This window comes from Bradyrhizobium elkanii WSM2783, from assembly GCF_000472865.1.
In the GTDB taxonomy this organism is placed as follows: domain Bacteria; phylum Pseudomonadota; class Alphaproteobacteria; order Rhizobiales; family Xanthobacteraceae; genus Bradyrhizobium; species Bradyrhizobium elkanii_A.
The window spans coordinates 135,997-154,761 of the sequence record NZ_AXAP01000010.1 but is presented as its reverse complement, the minus strand read 5'-3'; the positions used below and the strand labels follow the sequence as shown (position 1 = coordinate 154,761).

Below are 18,765 nucleotides of genomic sequence, written 5' to 3'. Positions count from 1 at the left end.
CCAAACTGAAACAACCTTACCGTGTCCTCGCGGAACGGCCGCCAAGCTCCCTTTGCCGTTGACCGCGCGCGAACGTGCAGGTCTCATTCAAAGGGAACTCGGGGGACGAAAGACATGGCTGAGGATGTAGACGTCATTGTGGTGGGCGCGGGTCTGGCAGGCCTTGTTGCCGCCACAGAGATTACAGATGCCGGAAAACGCGTCATCGTGGTCGAGCAGGAAGGCGAACAATCGCTCGGGGGCCAAGCGTTCTGGTCGTTCGGAGGATTGTTCCTGGTCGATTCGCCGGAACAGCGCCGGCTCGGCATCAAGGACTCTCACGCGCTCGCGCTGCAGGACTGGATGGGAACAGCGGGCTTCGATCGCGACGAAGACCATTGGCCGCGGCGCTGGGCGGAAGCTTACGTCGCTTTCGCCGCGGGTGAAAAGCGCGACTGGCTGCGCGCGATGGGCCATCGCCTGTTTCCGATCGTCGGCTGGGCCGAGCGCGGCGGCTATGACGCGATGGGCCATGGCAATTCGGTGCCGCGTTTCCACGTCACCTGGGGCACCGGGCCGGGCATCGTCGAGCCATTCGCGCGCCGCGCACGCGAGGCCGAAAAGAGCGGCAGGCTGATCTTCAAGTTCCGCCATCGCGTCGATGCGCTGTCGGTGACGAACGGTGCGATCGACGGCGTCACCGGCGCGATCCTCGAGCCGACCAATGTGGAGCGCGGCAAGAGCACTTCGCGCAATGTGGTCGGCGAATTCTCGCTGCGCGCGCCAGCCGTGATCGTGGCGTCTGGCGGCATCGGCGGCAATCATGACCTGGTGCGGCAGAACTGGCCGAAGCGATTGGGCGAACCGCCGCAGCACATGATCTCCGGCGTGCCCGCACATGTCGACGGCCGCATGATCGGCATCACCGAGGCGAGCGGCGCGCGGCTGATCAACCGCGACCGGATGTGGCACTACGTCGAGGGCATCCAGAACTGGAATCCAATCTGGCCGAAGCACGGCATCCGCATCCTGCCCGGGCCGTCATCGATGTGGTTCGATGCGACCGGACGGCGATTGCCGGCGCCGCTGTTTCCGGGCTCCGACACGCTCGGGCAACTGCAATACATCATGGGCACCGGCTATGATTATTCCTGGTTCATCCTGACCCAGAGCATCATCAAGAAGGAGTTCGCGCTCTCGGGCTCCGAGCAGAACCCCGATCTCACCGGCAAGAGCTGGCGCATGACGATCAAGCGCGCGACCAACAAAGGCGCGCCGGCGCCGGTGGAAGCGTTCAAAAAACACGGCGTCGACTTCATTGTGCGCGACAGGCTCGAGGATCTCATCGCTGCGATGAACCAGCTTTCCGGCGACAACCTGTTGAAGCTCGATCACATCCGGACGCAGATCGAGGCGCGTGACCGCGAGATCACGAATCCTTACGTGAAGGACGCGCAGGTGATGAACCTGCACAATGCGCGCAAATATATCGGCGACCGCCTGATCCGCACCGCCGCGCCGCATCGCATCCTCGATCCCGCGCATGGACCGCTGATCGCGGTGAAGCTCAACATCCTCACCCGCAAGACACTCGGCGGATTCGAGACCGATCTCGATTCACGTGTGTTCGGCCACGACGGCGAGATCATCAGGGGACTCTACGCCGTCGGCGAAGCTGCAGGATTCGGCGGCGGCGGCATGCACGGCTATCGCTCGCTGGAGGGGACTTTCCTCGGCGGCTGCCTGTTCTCCGGACGAAACGCGGGACGCGCCGCGGCGAAGGCGGTGGGATAAATCGCGACTCGCCAGTGTTAAGCGACTGCGCTAGGTAGTCACCCGCCAATCAACGGGAGAACAATATGACCATTCAGCGTTTTGAGACCGGGCCGCGGATGAGCCAGGTCGTCGTGCATGGCGACACGGTCTATCTGGCCGGCATCGTCGCCAACAAGACGGCCGGTGAAAGCGTGACGAAACAGACCGAGGAGATCCTCTCGATCATCGACGGCCATCTGGCAAAGGCCGGCACCGACAAATCGAAATTGCTGACGACGACGATCTACATCACCGACATGAAGACGTTTCCCGAGATGAACGCCGTGTGGGACCGCTGGGTGTCGGCAGGCAACACACCGGCGCGCGCCACCGTCGAGGCCAAGCTGGCGGCACCGCAATACACTGTCGAGATCATGGTGACCGCGGCGAAGTAAGCGCGCCTTACTCGAGAATGGCGATGCCGGCCGTGACGCGCGGCCGGCATCGTGCATTTCGTCGAGCGTGATCGAGCGACTTCCATCGTCGAAGCGACCTATGCGGCCGCGACGTTGGTCTCGAAGAACGCCTTGAGCCCGACAAAAGTCACATCGGGCCTGGTGATGACATGGACCGGAATCTCCCGCAGATAGGCATCGAACCGGCCTTTGCTGGTGAAGCCCGTGCCAAAACCCGATCCCGCCAGATGATCGACGAAACGAGGCACGATGCCGCCGGCGATATAGACGCCGCCCCGGGCGCCGAAGGTCAGCGCCAGATTGCCGCAGACCATGCCGAGCATCGCGCAGAACATGTCGAGCGCCGCCCGGCTCGTCGCGCAGCTCCCGTCAAGCGCGGCCTGCGTGATCGAGGCCGCATCGCGCGCGGGCGCGCCGGCGCCGTCGATGGCGTTCAGGGCATCATAGAGATTGGCGAGGCCGGACCCCGATAGCACACGTTCGATCGAGACGTGACCGAAGCGCCCGCGCAGGTGATCGATCACCCGCTCCTCCCGTTCCGACGTTGCCGGCAAGGTGGCATGGCCGGCTTCGGTGACAACTGCCACGGGCGGCTTGCTCGCCGGAACCAGGCAGGACGCGCCAAAGCCGGTCCCCGGCCCGACCACGAGCATGGGAGCGCCGGCGACCGGAGTTCGGCCGCCGAGCGATACCAGGTCGGAAGTCCCCAGTGCCGGGAGCGACCAGGCCAGCGCCTCGAAATCATTGAGCAGATGCACAGCCGTGAAGGCGAATTGCTGACGCAGGCTGGCCGCATCGAACATCCACGGGCTGTTGGTCAGCACCACGCGGTTGTTCTCGATCGGGCCCGCGATGCCGAAAATCGCCGCAGTGGCAACGCCGCCCGTCGCGTGGCGGGCGAGGAAGGCAGCGATCGCCTCCGCCGAGGTCGGATAGTCGGCGACCTTGACATGTTCGATGGGGCCGATCTGACCACCCCTGACGAGCGCGAAACGCGCATTGGTGCCGCCGATATCGGCGAGCAATGCTTGGCTGGTCCCGGTCATTGACTCCGTTCCTGTCGAGTTCCGATCAGCACGCGCCCATCTTTCGGCGCAGCCGCTTGCCGGTTCCGGTCCGCGCCTGCCGGCTGGCTGGCGGCGATGAGGTCCGAGTACCACCGCACGGAGGTTTTGGGAATCGGTCGCTGCGTGGTTTATCAACGCAACCCAGGCCGAAAATGCTGCGAATAGCCTGCCGCCCCTTCGTCAGTGTTGCGGGCTCAAACAACGTTCGAGCGCGATGAGCAACTGCGTCCGGCCAACGATTCCGATGGGCTTGCCGTCGCGGACCACCAGCACCTGCGATATCTGGTGCGCGTCCATTCGCGTAACGACATCGTCTACCGTCGCGGTCTCATCCACGCGGACGGGATCCCGCGTCATGACGGCATCGACGCGCAACGCGTGCGTTCGCTCGCGCATCAGATGACCCTCCGCTCTTCCGAGCATCAATTCGAGCAGGAACCCTGCGGGGCCAGTCACGCCCAGCTCCTGGCGATGCAGGAAATCACCTTCGGAGATGATGCCGACCAAAGATCCATCATCGTCGATCACAGGCAAGCCACGCTGGGTGGTTTCAAGGAGCAGGTGGACGGCATCGAGCAGCGGCGCGTTCGGCTTTATGGTGGCGAAGCAGGTTCGCATGACATCCGTTGCCAGCATTGTTTCTCTCCAAACAGGCTCGGGTCGCGAGAGCGTTTTCGAGCGAAGCATGCCCTCGGACTTGATCCGAGGGTGGGCACCGGTTCGCGTGAAGAAAACGCGTCAAAGCAAAAATCTAGAGCTTCGGCTCTGGTTCAATCAGAACCTAAGCTCCAGCGTGCACCGGCGAGCGAGCCGGACCTTGATGTGCGTCAAAATGACGACGGCGCCCTCTGACCTGGATCAATACCCGGATCGGCCGTTGTGCTCTTATGACTGCGTCCAATTCGGGCCGATTGCCACCAATTGTGGGGGAGAATGACGATGTTCAAGAACCTGCTGGTGCTTATCCCTTCCGAACGTCCGGCGCGGCCGGTGATTGACGGCGCCGTGCTGCTGACCATGACGTACGGCGCCCACCTCGACGCGCTGTCCGTCGCCTACGAGACCGCCAATGTTCCGATCGCCGCGGCCGGCGGCGCTGCGGTCGCCATGATCGTCGAGGAGACCCGGCAGCACGCGCTGGAGCGTGCAGAGGCCGCGATGCTCGTTTTCGAGGTCGAGGCGAAGCACGCAGGGATTTCGTATACCTGCCGCACCATGAGCGCGACACCAGGCGAGGCAATCGCGATCGCCGGCGCCAGCGCCCGGCTTCATGATCTCACCGTAGTCCTGCAGCCGGAACCCGACCGCGATACGTTCGACAACGACGTGCCGCAGGAAGTCCTGTTCCAGTCAGGCGGCCCGGTCTTGTTCATGCCCTATACCTTCCGCGGCGCATTTGCGGCGCGGCGCATCGGAATTTGCTGGGACGGAAGCCGCCTTGCCGGCCGTGCGCTGCGGGATGCCATGCCGCTGCTGCGGCACGCCGACGCGCTCACGATCATTTCCATCGGTAATCCGGGGGCGATTCCCGACGAAGCAAGCCCGCAGCGCCTCGTCGAACATCTGGCGCGGCTTGGACTGCCGGCCAAGATCATGGCCTTCCCGGCCGCGCACTCCGAAATCCAGCCAGCCATCCTGTCCGTTGCGGCCGACGAGAGCCTCGATCTGCTGGTGATGGGCGGTTACGGGCATTCGCGGCTGCAGGAACGGCTGCTCGGCGGCGTCACCCGCGAGATGCTCCAGTGCATGACGGTACCGACGCTGATGTCGCATTGAGCTGGCTGGCGGGCCTCCGCCGTCGCGTATCGTCCGTCATTGCGAGCGCAGCGAAGCAATCCATCGTTCCGCACGTGGAGCCATGGATTGCTTCGCTACGCTCGCAATGACGATTGTCTGGGTCCCAGCCCTCCGTAACATTCCTTAGGGTCCGTAATCTTCCTTAGGGAAGGACTCCGAATTTTCAGGCGCGGTGCAGGCAGGCAGTCTGGCTCCATCAGATGATTTGAAGGAGCCCGCCATGCACACCGACGCTTCCCGCCCCGTCATCCAGGCCGCGAGCACGCCGCGCCGTCTCGGAAGCCCGGCCATGCAGGGACCGCTTGCGCTGATGGGCACGCCCTTTCAATATGCGCGCAATGCCGAGATCTATGGCGAAGGTGACGAAGCCGAATATCTCTATCAGGTAGTCTCTGGCACCGTCCGCACCTACAAGGTGCTGGAAGACGGCCGGCGCCAGATCGGCGGCTTCTATCTGCCGGGCGACATCTTCGGCTTTGAGGCGGGCGAAACGCACTCGTCTTCCGCCGAGGCCGTGAACGGGGCGCAGGTCCTGATCGTCAAGCGCAGCGCGGTGATGCTGCGTGCCGAGCGCGAGAAGGATCTGTCGCAGCAGCTTTGGGATGCCACCACGCGCGAACTGCAGCACTTCCGCAATCACATGCTGCTCCTGATCAAGACGGCCGAGGAGCGGGTCGCGGGATTCCTGCTCGATATCGCCCGCCGCACCGCCAGCACGAATTCGATCGAACTTGCGATGTCGCGCCAGGACATTGCCGACTACCTCGGCCTCACCATCGAGACCGTGTCGCGCACCTTCACCCAGTTGGAACAATCCGGCGCCATCACGCTGGCGACTTCGCGCCGGATCGAATTGCGGAACCGGGCTGCGCTAAACCGGCTGAACGCCTGAACGCCTGACGACCGAGGTGTGCCATGAACCATTCATTGATCAGCGCGGACCGTGGCACCATCGCAAGATCATTGCGCTTGGTGCTGCTGCCGCACTCGCGATCATGCTGCTGGCGGTTCATGGCTGAAGCAGCGACCGGACCGAAGCTTCGCGCCGGCAGGCCATTGTCCAGCATATTGCCGCGCCCGATGCGATGCGTCCGCTCGCACTAGCCGAGTTGAGATAGCCCGGCTCCCGCCGAAGGCTTTCGTTTCACGCCCTGATCCTGGGCCTTGGTTCCGCAACATCGTCGCCACCGGCCTGGAGCCAGCGGATGATCCGGCGCCACGAACGGCTCAAGCTCTCGCGCCCCATGAAAAGACCGAGGTGACCGCACGGCTCGGAGGACTGCTCCAGCCATTGCGGCGGCGTGCCGAGCAGGCGCGCCGTGGCGAGTGCCTGCTCGAGCGGCACGACAATGTCCTTCTCTGCTGCCAGCAGGAAAACCGGAACCGTCACATCGGCGAGATCGATCTTGTGGCCAAGCGCGATGAATCGTCCCTGGGCGATCCGGTTCTCGCGGAAGATCCAGTTGGTCGCCTCGATATAAAAGGTTCCTGGCAAATCCAGCAGCTTGCGATCCCAGCGCTCGAAGCGTGCCAGCAGTGCCGCGCCTTGTTCCGATCCATCGCCGAGATCCCGCTGCAAGGTCGCTTCGACGTCATGGAGGGTGAGCGGCATGCTCCAGAAGCGAAGCGTATGCTTGCCGCTTATGATGCCCTCTCCCTGGTGCACCAGTTCGTCGAACGCTGCCTCGGGCACACTTGCCACCATCCGCGACAAATCTGAGGGCACGGAGACATCGACCGGCGCACCGGCGAGCACGAGCCGCCGCACCTTGTGCGGAAAACGGGCCGCATAGACCAGCGACAGCCACCCGCCCTGGCACAAGCCGATGAGATCGACCGGTGCGCCGATGTCATCGACGGCCACGTTGAGGTCGGCGAGATAGCTGTCGATCGAAAGATAGCGCATCTCTGATGTCGCCGAGCACCAGTCGGTGACATAAATGCGATCCATGCCGTCCTGTTGCAGGGCCTGCACCAGGCTATGGCCGGGCGCGAAATCGGCGACCAAAGCTTCGTGCAGCGAAAAGGGGGCACAGATCAGAAGCGGCTGGCCCGTCGCCTTGCGTGAAAAATCCCGCAGCCGCATCGAGGCGAGCTGCAGCGCGATCACGTTCGGCGTGGACCAGGGGGGCGGCGTTTCGTTCTCCGGCTCGGACGGCGTGGGCTCGCGACCAGCGAACCAATGCAGATAGGCTTCCAGCGCCAATCGCGTGGCTGCCATTGGCCATAGCAGCGTCTGCACCGCCCAATCCGTGTCGGCGCTCGGCTTCTCTTGCGGTGGTCTGCTCTTTTCGCTCAAGCTCACCCCCCTTTGCTCGCCGGCGCCATGGTCGGACAGGCATCAGCGGAAGGTTTGACCTCGATCAAGCGTGGACAATATAGGACCACCATATTAGCGGTGGCCAGAGCGGGTTAGCAGGGGAGTTATCCATGCCCTATCCCTCGAATGCGGATCTGCCATTTCCGGTTCGCAGCCATTTGCCTCCGCATGCCCAGGACATCTATCGCGAAGCCTTCAACCATTCCTTTGCCGCGCATGCGGGCGACATCAGGCAAGAGGAGATCGCACACCGGACCGCCTGGGCGGCGGTGAAGCGATCCTATGACAAGGTCGGCGATCATTGGATCCAGAGACCCGGAATCTAGAACCTGAAGAGTTTTGTTCGAATTGCTCTAGCGCGAAACCAACGACTGGCACGTGATCCGGTTTCGCGCACCACCGCAGATTTCCAAGCGGCCGGCGATGACCTCGGAGGTAATCGATTAGCTCACGCCAACATCCGATAGTCCGCAGCAGCCGATCCATTCGGCGACACGCGAAGGAGAGCAAGATGACCCACCACAAAACCATCGCAAGCCGCTATATCGAACTGTGGAACGAGCGCACGCCGAGCCGGCGCCGCGAGATACTGGCCGAGAACTGGACCACGGACGCACGCTATGTCGATCCGCTGATGAGCGGCGACGGCCATGAAGGCGTCGATGCGCTGATATCGGGCGTCCAGGAAAAATTTCCGGCCTTCAAATTCAAACTGATCGGCGAACCCAACGGTTTCGGCGATCATCTCCGCTTTTGCTGGGGCCTTGGTCCCGACGGCGCCGACGGCCCGATCAAGGGCACGGACTTCGCGGTGCTGAAGGACGGCCGCATCAAGAGCATCACCGGCTTCCTCGACCAGGTGCCGCAGGGCGCGTGATACGATGCGGTGCATGGCGGTGCTACTGACGCAACATCCGTCAGCCTCGCTGCCATGCACTGCCGAGAAGAAAGAATAGAGCAGAGCAAGTTTGCGTTACCGCTCGCGCGCTTGTGACGGCGATCTCGCTGTCGTGAGAAGTAACGCCTCACCTCCCACACCATTATCGCGCGCTGCGATGAAGCGGTTTTGCATCCCGCAAGAGTCGCTTTGCGCAGCGTCGATGTGACAGTTTCGGTGAAAAGCAATTTCGACGGAGGCATATCATGGAAGTTGATAGTGACCGCCTGAACTCTTTCATGGGCAGGATGATTGGTGACATCGGCGCCGCGATGAACGCGTCGCTGATGCTGATCGGTGACAGGCTCGGCCTCTACAAGGCGTTGGCCGAGAAGGGACCGATGGACTCTTCCGAACTGGCGAAGGCAACAGGCACCGCGGAGCGCTATGTGCGCGAGTGGCTGTCGGCGCAAGCGGCCTCGGGCTACGTCGAATATGACGCCGCATCGGGAAAATTCTCGATGCTGCCGGAACAGGCCATGGCGCTGGCCGACGACGAAAGCCCGGTTTTCCTGGGCGCGGTCGGCAACGTCGTAGCGGCGACATTCCTCGACGAGCAGAAGATTTCTGACGCCTTCAAGACCGGCAAGGGCGTCGGCTGGAACAAGCGCAGCGAATGCCTGTTCTGCGGAACGGCGCGCTTCTTTCGCACCGGCTACAAGCATCATCTGGTGCAGGAATGGCTGCCTTCGCTCGAGGGCGTCGTCGACAAATTGAAGCGGGGCGCGAAGGTCGCCGATGTCGGTTGCGGCCATGGCATATCGACTCGGCTGATGGCGGAAGCGTTTCCGAAATCCACATTCTTCGGGTTCGACTATCACGAGGGCTCGGTCCAGGCCGCGCGCGAGCTGGCGCGGGAGGCGGGACTGTCCGATCGCATGCACTTCGAGACCCACACCGCAAAGACTTTTCCTGCCGACAGCTACGATCTCGTGTGCTTCTTCGACTGCCTGCACGACATGGGCGACCCGGTCGGTGCGCTCAAGCATACCCGCAGCACCATGGCCAAGGACGGCACCTGCATGCTGGTCGAGCCCTTCGCCAATGACCGGCTGGAGGACAATCTCAATCCGATCGGGCGGGTCTACTATGCGGCCTCGACCATGGTCTGCACGCCGGCCTCCCTGGACCAGGAGGTCGGGCTCGCCCTGGGCGCGCAGGCTGGCGAGGCCAGGCTGCGCGAGATCGCCCGCGAAGCCGGCTTCACCAGGTTCCGGCGCGCCACCGAAACGCCGTTCAACCTGATCCTCGAAGCACGGCCATAACAGCGCAATAACGCCAGCACGCAGCGCCGCCGCGCGAAGTTTCTTCGCGTGGCGGCGGATGGACTTGACGCGGACGAGCGCTTGCGGGACTTGCTAACGGATCGAGGCGGGCGCTGATATGCGCGACCGCTGATCCGAGGACATCTGCCATGAGTACCTCTGTCACCAGCGAAGCCATCGATCTCCTGACGAAGCTGCGGGCTCTGCCGGCCTTCGTCGCCGACGGCAGTCTGATCGCCCGCTCGCCGATCGACGGCGAGGTCATCGGGCGTCTCAAGCCTGGAAGCGATGACGACATGCGCGCGGCGATCGCCCGCGCGCGCAGCGCGTTCCTGGCTTGGCGAACTGTCCCTGCCCCGCGCCGCGGCGAACTGGTGCGCCTGCTCGGCGAGGAATTGCGCGGTTCGAAAGAACTGCTCGGGCGGCTGGTGACGATCGAGGCCGGCAAGATCCTCTCCGAGGGACTCGGAGAGGTGCAGGAGATGATCGACATCTGCGACTTCGCCGTCGGGCTATCGCGCCAGCTTTATGGATTGACGATCGCGTCCGAACGGCCCGGTCATCGGATGATGGAGACCTGGCATCCGGCCGGCGTATGCGGCATCATCACGGCGTTCAACTTTCCGGTTGCCGTGTGGTGCTGGAATGCAGCGCTTGCGCTGGTCTGCGGCAACGCCGTGGTGTGGAAGCCTTCGGAGAAAACGCCGCTGACCGCCTGCGCGGTGCAGGCGATCATGGAGCGTGCGCTCGCGCGTTTCGGCGATGCGCCGCAGGGTCTCGCCGAACTGGTGCAGGGCGACCGCACGGTCGGCGAAGTCCTGGTCGATCACCCCGACGTCGCCGTCCTGTCGGCCACCGGATCGACGCGGATGGGCAAGCAGGTCGGCCCGCGCGTCGCCGCGCGCTTTGGCCGGGCCATTCTCGAGCTCGGCGGCAACAACGCCGCGATCGTCACGCCCTCCGCCGATCAGGACCTCGCTCTGCGCAGCATCGCGTTCTCTGCGATGGGCACCGCCGGCCAGCGATGCACCTCGCTGCGCCGCCTGTTCGTGCACGAAAGCATCGCCGATGATTTCGTCTCGCGGCTCAGCCGCGTCTACCGTTCCGTCACCATCGGCGACCCGCGCGAGTCGCGCACTTTGGTCGGCCCGCTGATCGATGCAGCCGCCTTCGAGGCGATGGGCCGCGCGCTGGAGGAAGCAACCTCGCTCGGCGGCAAGGTGCATGGCGGCACCCGCGTGGATCATCAATCACAAGCCGCCTATTACGTCGCGCCTGCCCTGGTCGAGATGCCCGCCCAAACCGGCCCGGTGCCGCGCGAGACGTTCGCGCCAATCCTGTACGTGATGCGCTACCGCGATCTTGCCGAGGCGATCGCCAGCCACAATGCGGTGCCGCAGGGGCTCGCATCGTCGATCTTCACAACCGACATCCGCGAGGCCGAGACCTTCTTGTCCGCGGTCGGCTCGGATTGCGGCATCGCCAACGTCAATATCGGCCCGTCGGGCGCCGAAATCGGCGGCGCGTTCGGCGGCGAGAAGGAAACCGGCGGCGGCCGCGAATCCGGATCCGACGCCTGGCGCGGCTACATGCGGCGGGCCACCAACACTATCAACTATTCGCGCGAACTGCCGTTGGCGCAGGGCGTCAAATTCGATGTCGGCTGACGCGAGGGATTGGAGCGGGCGAAGGGAATCGAACCCTCGTATGCAGCTTGGGAAGCTGCCGTTCTACCATTGAACTACGCCCGCGGATCTCGCTTTCTGCACCTGATTAGCCGAGACCGAGGCTTTCGCCAAGTCGCCTCTGGCGTTCTCCTTAACGGAAAACGTCCAGATTCCGGGTGGGCTGCTTGGGGCGTTGCGCCGCGGCGGGCGCATCGCTAAGTCCTAGGACATGATCCGAAGGCCGCTGTTGCAGCGTGAGCGCATTGCAGTGAACGAGTTCCGCTGCACCGCGGTGCCCGGCGAGAAACCGTTTGCCGAACAATATGATGCGCATTCGATTTCCTATGTCCGCAAGGGCAGCTTCGGCTGCCATTGCCGCGGCCGTTTCCATGAGCTGGTGACCGGCGCGATCCTGGTCGGCCATCCCGGCGACGAATATACCTGCACCCATGACCATGTCGGCGGCGACGAATGCCTGTCGTTCTACCTGCATCCGGAGCTGGTGCAGGCGATCGGCGACAGCCGCGCGGTCTGGCAGATCGGATCGGTGCCGCCGCTGCCGGAATTGATGGTGCTGGGCGAACTCGCGCAAACGGCAGCAGATGGCAACAGCGACATCGGCCTTGACGAGGCCGGCCATCTCTTGGCCAACCGCTTCGTCGAGGTGGTGTCGGGGCGCGCGGCGAAGCCGGTGACAGCCGCCTTGCGCGATCGGCGCCGCGCGGTCGAGGCCGCGCTGTGGATCGATGCGCATTCGCAGCAAGAAATCGGGCTGGATGATGCGGCGGATCAGGCCGGCATCAGCGCGTTCCATTTCCTCAGGCTGTTCTCGGACGTCCTCGGCGTGACGCCGCATCAATATCTCGTGCGCTCGCGGCTGCGCCACGCGGCGCGCCGCTTGGCCGATGACGACAGCTCGGTCACCGAGATCGCCTACGACGTCGGTTTCGGCGATCTCTCCAATTTCGTGCGCACGTTCCGCCGCGCCGCCGGCGTCTCGCCGCATGCGTTCCGAAAAGCGTCGCGCGGCGACCGCAAGATTTTCCAAGAACGGCTGGCGCTGCACTAGCTAGCCTCCTCCAGTCCAGCGCGTCATCAGGCGCGCCTAAAGCACTGGAGAACGATCATGTATGACCATATCGGACTGCGCGTCGGCGATCTCGACGCCAGCGTGCGTTTCTATACCGCGGCGCTTGCCCCGCTCGGCTATGTCCTGTGCTCGCGCGATGACAGTGGCGCCGGCTTCGGCCCGAAGGGCGAGCCGGCGCTGTGGCTGCATCTGCACAAGGGCAAGAGCAATGGCGGCGCCCATGTCGCATTCCGCGCGCCGAACCACGAGGCGATCAAGACATTCCACAGCGAAGGATTGAAAGCTGGCGGCCGCGACAACGGCGCAGCCGGCCATCGCAAGGACTACAGCCCGACCTATTACGCGGCGTTCCTGATCGACCCCGACGGCAACAATGTCGAGGCGGTGTGTGCGTAAGCCGCGATCGCAGGGTGGGCAAAGCGGAGCGTGCCCACCATTACGAGCAGAGAGCTTGACGGTGGGCACGCTTCGCTTTGCCCACCCTACGCGACTTCACAAAGGAATTACCCCATGGCATCCATCCACAAGGAATTCATCATCGATGCGCATCCCGACCAGGTATGGGATGCCTTACGCGATTTCGGCGCGCCGCATACGCGGCTGGTGCCGGGCTTCGTGCTCGACACCAAGCTCGATGGCGATGCCCGCATCGTCACCTTCTCCAACGGCACGGTCGCGCGTGAACTGTTCGTCGACTGCGACGAGGCGCGGCGACGGCTGGTCTATGCCGTCGTCAGCGAGCGGCTGAAGCAGCACAGCGCATCCATCCAGGTGTTCGCCGACGGCGATTCCCGCAGCCGCGTAACATGGATCGCCGATGTGCTGCCGAACGAGATCGCGCCCTACATCTCCTCCCAGATGGATCTCGGCGTCAGTGCGATGCAGAACAAGCTCGGGCGAGAGTCGGCGTGATGAACCTGTGTCAGGACAGCGCGGGACTTACCTTCGCAATCGGCGCGCGCTTCGGGCCCCAGCGTGTCAGCACCACGCTTAAGCATGAGAGCACGCCGAGCACGACCATCGAGGCGGCCGCGAGCATGAAGAAGTTCTGCGCGGTCGCCTCATGCGTCGAGAGCCACCAGCCGCCGGCGGCGATGAACAGCAGACGCGCGGTCTGCGCCAGCACCGGGCCCAGCACCTTCGCCGCGCCTTGCGAGGAGAAAAACATCGACATCGCCAGCCCGATGAAAGCGTACATCGGCGCCGCCGTCGACAGATATTGATGGCTGGCCAGGCGCACGGCGGGATCACCCGTGAAGAGGTTGACCCAGAGGTCGGGGAAGATGGCGAGGAAGGTGCCGATCGCACCGACCGAGACGAACGACACCGTGCCCGCGGTCCAGGCGATCCGCCGCGCCCGCGCAATGCGGTCGGCGCCGACCGCCATGCCAATCATCGGCACTGAGGCGATGCCGGTCGCGAACGCGAGCGACGTCAGCATGAATTCGAGCCGCGCGCCGATGCCGTAGCCGGCCAGAATCGCGGTGCCGAAATTCGCCAGCATGTGGGTGAAGATGCTGATGGTCAAAACCGACTGCAGCGGCGAGAAGCAGGAGATGGCGCCGACCTTCAGGATGTCGATGAACATCGCCCACTGGATGCGCAATCCCCTGAGCTTCGGCACGACGCGGGCGCGGCCGGAGAACAGGTACCAGCCCATCACGGCAATGCTGATCGAATAGGCGATCAGCGAACCCGCCGCGACGCCGCGCATGCCGAATTGCGGGATGGGGCCGAGGCCAAGGCCCAGCGTGCCGCCCAGGATGATCTGCCACACCGCGGACGACAGGATCATGGTCGAGGGCAGTTTCATGTTGCCGGTGCCGCGGAGCACGCCCGCCATGGTGTTCATCAGCCACGGCAGCACGGCGCCGCCGAAGAAGATCTGGCTGTAAGCAATCGCCTGCGCCAGCACGTTGCCGCGGCCGCCGAGCAATTCCAGAAGATGCGGGCCGAAGATCAGCATGCCCAGCATGAAGACCAGCCCGAAGCTGATGCCGATCAGAAGCGCATGCGCCGCAAGCGTGGAGGCGCGCTCGGTCTCGCCGGCGCCAAGTGCCCGCGCGATCGCGGAGGCCACGCCGCCACCCATGGCCCCGCCCGACATGGTCATGGTCAGGATCACGCAGGGAAACACCAGCGCCATCGCGGCCAGCGATTCCACGCCGAGCCGGCCGATATAGGAGGTCTCCGCGATCACCACGCAGGTGCCGGCCGAGAGAGCGATCACGTTGGGCCAGGCAAGCCACAGCAGCGTGCGCAGGATCGGCCCGTCGAGCAGGCGGTTGCGCGCCGGCGCCGTCACCCGCGGTGGCAGCGGGCGCTCTTCCTCGTCGACAGGTATTTCGGCAACCGCAATATCGGGCATTTCCACTCCGACGCCCGCGGTCTGAATGCCGCGGCGCGGGTGCTTCCCTACCACGGCCGCGATCAATTCCACGTGCGCCCGGCGCAGGGGCCCCCTGCACGATTGTAGGTGGGTAGCCTTTCGTCCCACCACACGAAATTCAGGCCGAACGATAAGAACATTCGACCGCGCAACGGATTGTCCCCGCACCATCTTTAGGGAGCCCACCTATGCGCAGGAATCTGCTCGTGGCAATGTCGATCGGCGCGTTGGCGCTGTCGCTTTCCGCCTGCAATGACCCGGAGGACACCAAGACCGTCGCGCAGAGCTACGGGGCCGCGCCGGCGCTGCCGCCGCCCGAACATTCGCTGATCCCGACCGTCGATATCGCCACGCCGAATCCGTGGCCCGCCGGCACCAAACCGATGGCCGCCAACGGAATGGCCGTCAACGCGTTCGCGACCGGGCTCGATCATCCGCGCACGGTCTACGTATTGCCGAATGGCGATGTGCTCGTGGCCGAAAGCAACGCACCGCCGAAGCCGGACGACGGCAAGGGCGTCAAGGGCTTCATCTACAAGCAGGCGCAGAAATGGGCCGGGGCCGGCGTGCCGAGCGCCAACCGCATCACGCTGCTGCGCGACGCCGACGGGGACGGTGTCGCCGAAACCCGCAGCATTTTCCTGAAAGACCTGAATTCGCCCTTCGGCATGGTGCTGGTCGGCAATGATTTCTATGTCGCCGACTCCGATGCGATCATGCGCTTCCCGTATCACGAGGGAGACACCAAGATCGACGCGGCCGGCGCGAAGCTCACCGAGCTGCCCGCCGGCACCATCAATCATCACTGGACCAAGGACCTGACCGCGAGCCCCGACGGCAGCAAGCTCTATGCGACCGTCGGCTCCAACAGCAATGTCGGCGAGAACGGCGTGGAGGCCGAGGCCAATCGCGCCGCCGTGCTCGAAGTCGATCGCCAGAGCGGCGAGTGGCGTGTGTTCGCCTCCGGTCTGCGCAACCCGAACGGCCCATCATGGAATCCGCAGACCGGCGAGCTCTGGGTCACCGTCAACGAGCGCGACGAGCTCGGTAACGATCTGGTGCCCGACTACATGACCTCGGTGAAGGATGGCGGCTTCTACGGCTGGCCCTACAGCTATTTCGGCCAGCATGTCGACAGCCGCGTCGATCCGCAGCGGCCAGACCTGGTCGCAAAGGCGATCGTGCCGGACTATGCGCTCGGCGCGCATACCGCCTCGCTCGGGCTCACATTTAACACTGGGAATCTTTTTCCGCAGGACATGGCCGGCGGCGCCTTCATCGGCCAGCACGGCTCGTGGAATCGCAAGCCACGCTCCGGCTATAAGGTGATCTTCGTGCCGTTGGCGAACGGCAAGCCCGCAGGGCCGCCGCGGGATATCCTGACCGGCTTCCTCAACGACAAGGGCGAGGCCCAGGGCCGTCCCGTCGGCGTCCGCATTGCCAAGGACGGCGCGCTCCTCGTCGCCGACGACGTCGGCAACACGGTCTGGCGCGTGACGCCGGCGACGCATTCGGCGGCGAAATAGCGATCGGATCGATCAGAGCTTCGGTTCTGATTGAATCAGAACCGAAGCTCTGGATTCCTGTTTTGACGCGTTTTCTTCACGCGAACCGGTGTCCACTTCGCTCGAAAACGCTCCGGCCAAGGTTCCTACTGTGGCTTTGCTGCACGCGAACGCAAACATTGCCCGCGGCCGTCGCATCCTCGCCCAAATGGCTTCTCGGTCTCGCCACGAATTCGGTTCACGAAGCATCGACCATACTTGGGGAGATGGTTATGCGGGCGACCAGACTATCTGCGCCGGTGGTGTCCACCGACGCCACGGCAGAGATCGCGCGGCTCCAGAATGAGCTGACCGGCTTCAATGACCGTATCACCGAACTCGAAAGACAACATCCCGAGGCCTCGAAGCTGGAAGCGCTGAGGGCGAGCGCGTTGCTGCTGGCCCGGCAAATCGATGAGCTGCGCTGTTCGAGTTCGACCGACCTGACCGAGCTGCTCGCAAAGTAGGTCGCACCCCGAAAGAACGACGGGGACGATTGCCGGCGAATTAGCCAGGCGCGCTGGTCAAGGGCTTCCATGCGGCGAGCGCCGCGCGCGCAACGCGTTCAAGCTCTCGCCGCGTCGCGCCGTCGCGCGCCTGGATCGACATGCCCTGTTGCACGGTGACGTAGTATCGGGCGATCGCCGCGAGATCGGCGCTTGCCGATATCTCGCCTGATACCACGCCCTCCTGCAGGCGCTGCCGCAGATCCTCGACGTTTTTCGTGCGCATCGCCATCAGCTCGCGCCGCACCGTTTCGGACTGCTCGGTCGCATGCAGCGCCGATAGCACCACCAGGCACCCCGTCGGCCGGTTCCGTCGCGTGAACGCCCTCGCCGTCTGCACGAGATAGCTTTCCACCGCCTCAAAAGCAGTCGGCGCGCGAGCGATGCCATCCCAGATCTCAGGCCCCTCGGTGGCGCTATACAATTGCAGCGCTTGACGGAACAGTTCTTCCTTGCAGCCGAAGGCCGCATAGAGGCTTGGCGAAGCAATCCCCATCGCCGTGGTGAGATCGGTCATCGACGCCCCTTCATAGCCCTTGACCCAAAACACCTCCATGGCGCGCGCGAGCGCCGCATCCTTGTCGAAGCCCCTGGGGCGACCTCGTTCGACCATCCGTCCACCCGATTTCTGTGTTGCATACTACATAATCAGCTTGACCGCCCGGCGCAACCAACCTATTTCTGTATCGGTCAACACAGAAATGGAGATGGAACATGAGCGCATTGCAGGGAAAGCGGGCGTTGGTGACGGGCGCGAGCCGCGGGATTGGCGCCGCGATCGCAAGGCGGCTCGCCGCCGATGGCGCGAACGTGGCGATCACCTATGAACGTTCGGCCGACAAGGCGCAGGCGGTGGTCGCCGAGATCGAGCGCTTGGGCCGGCGCGGATTTGCGATCAAGGCCAACAGCGCCGATGCCGCCGCGGTCAAGACGGCCGTGGATCAAGCCGCCGAGGCGCTCGGCGGTCTCGATATCCTCGTCAACAATGCCGGCATCTTCAGGGGCGGACCGATCGACGAACTCAGCCTCGAAGACATCGATGCGACGCTCGCGGTCAACGTCCGCGCTGTGGTGGTCGGATCTCAGGCGGCGGCAGCGCACATGGGCGAAGGCGGCCGCATCATCTCGATCGGCAGCAATCTGGCGACCCAGGTGCCCGGTCCCGGCATGAGCCTCTACTCGATGAGCAAATCCGCGCTGATCGCCTGGACAAAGGGCCTTGCGCGCGATCTCGGCGGCCGCGGCATCACCGTCAACATCGTACATCCGGGCTCGACCGACACCGACATGAATCCCGCCGAAGGCGAGCAGGCGGCCGCCCAGCGGGCCCGGATGGCGATCCCCCGCTACGGCAAGGCAGAGGACGTCGCAGCGCTGGTCGCATTCGTCGCTGGGCCGGAGGGGCGCTCGATCAACGGCACCGAGCTTACCATCGACGGCGGCGCCAACGCGTAGGCGGCCACCCCGCATCGCCAGCGGGTGATTGCAACGGGCCCTGATCGTACTTGCAAGGGCACGAATTGAGACAAACGCCGCCGGGAGACCGTATTTCGAGCCCGGCGGTGCAGTTTGTGAATTGCCGAACGCTCAGAGCGAGCTGATCGAAAGCTTCATAAAGGCGTCAAGCAGCGACGGTATTTTGGTGCCTCAAGATTGATTTCTTTTGCATATGGATGCTCGATGACCAACGAGAAAGTCGCCCGTCTGCGGGCCCATGACAGCAACATCAGCCGATACCGGCGGCTGCTGGCGACCAATTTTACGGATCTTGAGCGTGGGTTTGTCGAAAGGCGGTTGAACGAGGAATGGTCGGCCGTGCAAAGCTTGGCCAATCCTCAAATTTCAACTTGTCGCTTCGACTGGAGCGGCCCGCCAATGTGATCGCGGCGGGCTCTCGCCAGGGCTTCGCTTTCGCCAGCCCGGCGTCCGCCAGGGCTGACGGAGTTCGCCAAATTCCTTGACGGTCGTTTCCA

At 64.1% G+C, this 18,765-nt stretch carries 20 protein-coding genes and 1 tRNA gene; 15 read left to right on the top strand and 6 right to left on the bottom strand.

The features are described from left to right. Positions 1–114 precede the first annotated feature (114 nt). Together YY7_RS0112185 and YY7_RS0112180 are read left to right on the top strand one after the other, a co-directional pair. Complete coding sequence (locus YY7_RS0112185; RefSeq protein ID WP_028163485.1) at positions 115–1,773, top strand: FAD-binding dehydrogenase; 1,659 nt, start codon at positions 115–117, stop codon at positions 1,771–1,773. Between the two features lie 65 nt (positions 1,774–1,838). Continuing rightward, the gene (locus YY7_RS0112180; RefSeq protein WP_028163484.1) at positions 1,839–2,189 is read left to right on the top strand and encodes a RidA family protein; all 351 of its coding nucleotides are present in this window, start codon (positions 1,839–1,841) and stop codon (positions 2,187–2,189) included. 98 nt (positions 2,190–2,287) lie between these two features. Here the strand turns inward: YY7_RS0112180 and glk are convergent, their stop codons facing one another. Together glk and YY7_RS0112170 are read right to left on the bottom strand one after the other, a co-directional pair. Beyond that, on the bottom strand, positions 2,288–3,256 hold the full coding sequence (gene glk / locus YY7_RS0112175; RefSeq protein ID WP_028163483.1) for a glucokinase: 969 nt from the start codon (positions 3,254–3,256) through the stop codon (positions 2,288–2,290). Between the two features lie 201 nt (positions 3,257–3,457). Beyond that, complete coding sequence (locus tag YY7_RS0112170) at positions 3,458–3,913, bottom strand: CBS domain-containing protein (RefSeq protein WP_028163482.1); 456 nt, start codon at positions 3,911–3,913, stop codon at positions 3,458–3,460. A gap of 303 nt (positions 3,914–4,216) precedes the next feature. Here YY7_RS0112170 and YY7_RS0112165 point away from each other — a divergent pair, with 303 nt between their 5' ends. Beyond that, the gene (locus YY7_RS0112165) at positions 4,217–5,053 is read left to right on the top strand and encodes a universal stress protein (RefSeq protein ID WP_028163481.1); all 837 of its coding nucleotides are present in this window, start codon (positions 4,217–4,219) and stop codon (positions 5,051–5,053) included. 241 nt (positions 5,054–5,294) lie between these two features. Beyond that, on the top strand, positions 5,295–5,966 hold the full coding sequence (locus YY7_RS0112160; RefSeq protein WP_196237257.1) for a helix-turn-helix domain-containing protein: 672 nt from the start codon (positions 5,295–5,297) through the stop codon (positions 5,964–5,966). A 252-nt stretch (positions 5,967–6,218) separates the two neighbouring features. Here YY7_RS0112160 and YY7_RS0112150 read toward each other — a convergent pair whose 3' ends face one another. Then, positions 6,219–7,373, bottom strand: a complete 1,155-nt coding sequence (locus YY7_RS0112150) for an alpha/beta fold hydrolase (protein WP_245287260.1) — start codon at positions 7,371–7,373, stop codon at positions 6,219–6,221. Positions 7,374–7,504: 131 nt separating this feature from the next. On the opposite strand from YY7_RS0112150, the gene YY7_RS0112145 reads away from it, so the two are divergent. The 4 genes from YY7_RS0112145 (at position 7,505) to amaB (ending at position 11,263) form a co-directional block, all read left to right on the top strand. Then, a complete protein-coding gene (locus tag YY7_RS0112145; protein ID WP_028163478.1) occupies positions 7,505–7,720 on the top strand; it encodes a ChaB family protein in 216 nt (71 codons plus the stop codon). A 185-nt stretch (positions 7,721–7,905) separates the two neighbouring features. Then, positions 7,906–8,271 carry a nuclear transport factor 2 family protein gene (locus tag YY7_RS0112140; RefSeq protein ID WP_028163477.1) on the top strand — a complete coding sequence of 122 codons (366 nt, stop codon included), beginning with the start codon at positions 7,906–7,908 and terminating at the stop codon, positions 8,269–8,271. A 266-nt stretch (positions 8,272–8,537) separates the two neighbouring features. Next, the gene (locus tag YY7_RS0112135) at positions 8,538–9,596 is read left to right on the top strand and encodes a class I SAM-dependent methyltransferase (RefSeq protein ID WP_035689941.1); all 1,059 of its coding nucleotides are present in this window, start codon (positions 8,538–8,540) and stop codon (positions 9,594–9,596) included. 149 nt (positions 9,597–9,745) lie between these two features. Then, positions 9,746–11,263 (top strand): L-piperidine-6-carboxylate dehydrogenase, encoded by a 1,518-nt coding sequence (gene amaB, locus YY7_RS0112130; protein WP_028163475.1) that lies wholly within the window; start codon positions 9,746–9,748, stop codon positions 11,261–11,263. A 10-nt stretch (positions 11,264–11,273) separates the two neighbouring features. Here the strand turns inward: amaB and YY7_RS0112125 are convergent. Further along, positions 11,274–11,347, bottom strand: a tRNA-Gly gene (locus tag YY7_RS0112125). 145 nt (positions 11,348–11,492) lie between these two features. On the opposite strand from YY7_RS0112125, the gene YY7_RS0112120 reads away from it, so the two are divergent. The 3 genes from YY7_RS0112120 to YY7_RS0112110 all read left to right on the top strand — a co-directional run bounded on the left by YY7_RS0112120 (position 11,493) and on the right by YY7_RS0112110 (position 13,265). After that, entirely contained in the window at positions 11,493–12,332 is an 840-nt protein-coding gene (locus YY7_RS0112120; protein ID WP_028163474.1) for a helix-turn-helix transcriptional regulator, read from the top strand. Between the two features lie 57 nt (positions 12,333–12,389). Beyond that, entirely contained in the window at positions 12,390–12,749 is a 360-nt protein-coding gene (locus tag YY7_RS0112115; protein WP_028163473.1) for a VOC family protein, read from the top strand. A 114-nt stretch (positions 12,750–12,863) separates the two neighbouring features. Next, positions 12,864–13,265, top strand: coding sequence for an SRPBCC family protein (locus YY7_RS0112110; RefSeq protein ID WP_028163472.1), 402 nt, complete (start codon positions 12,864–12,866; stop codon positions 13,263–13,265). 10 nt (positions 13,266–13,275) lie between these two features. Here YY7_RS0112110 and YY7_RS0112105 read toward each other — a convergent pair whose 3' ends face one another. Continuing rightward, entirely contained in the window at positions 13,276–14,721 is a 1,446-nt protein-coding gene (locus tag YY7_RS0112105) for an MATE family efflux transporter (protein ID WP_028163471.1), read from the bottom strand. Positions 14,722–14,930: 209 nt separating this feature from the next. Here YY7_RS0112105 and YY7_RS0112100 point away from each other — a divergent pair, with 209 nt between their 5' ends. Both YY7_RS0112100 and YY7_RS0112095 read left to right on the top strand, forming a co-directional pair. Next, positions 14,931–16,268, top strand: a complete 1,338-nt coding sequence (locus YY7_RS0112100; RefSeq protein WP_028163470.1) for a PQQ-dependent sugar dehydrogenase — start codon at positions 14,931–14,933, stop codon at positions 16,266–16,268. Between the two features lie 251 nt (positions 16,269–16,519). Next, a complete protein-coding gene (locus tag YY7_RS0112095; protein WP_028163469.1) occupies positions 16,520–16,753 on the top strand; it encodes a hypothetical protein in 234 nt (77 codons plus the stop codon). A gap of 40 nt (positions 16,754–16,793) precedes the next feature. Here YY7_RS0112095 and YY7_RS0112090 read toward each other — a convergent pair whose 3' ends face one another. Further along, positions 16,794–17,405 carry a TetR/AcrR family transcriptional regulator gene (locus YY7_RS0112090; RefSeq protein ID WP_028163468.1) on the bottom strand — a complete coding sequence of 204 codons (612 nt, stop codon included), beginning with the start codon at positions 17,403–17,405 and terminating at the stop codon, positions 16,794–16,796. 101 nt (positions 17,406–17,506) lie between these two features. On the opposite strand from YY7_RS0112090, the gene YY7_RS0112085 reads away from it, so the two are divergent. Then, positions 17,507–18,247 (top strand): SDR family NAD(P)-dependent oxidoreductase, encoded by a 741-nt coding sequence (locus YY7_RS0112085; protein ID WP_028163467.1) that lies wholly within the window; start codon positions 17,507–17,509, stop codon positions 18,245–18,247. 225 nt (positions 18,248–18,472) lie between these two features. Next, a complete protein-coding gene (locus YY7_RS51425) occupies positions 18,473–18,673 on the top strand; it encodes a hypothetical protein (RefSeq protein WP_035689939.1) in 201 nt (66 codons plus the stop codon). Positions 18,674–18,765 lie beyond the last annotated feature (92 nt).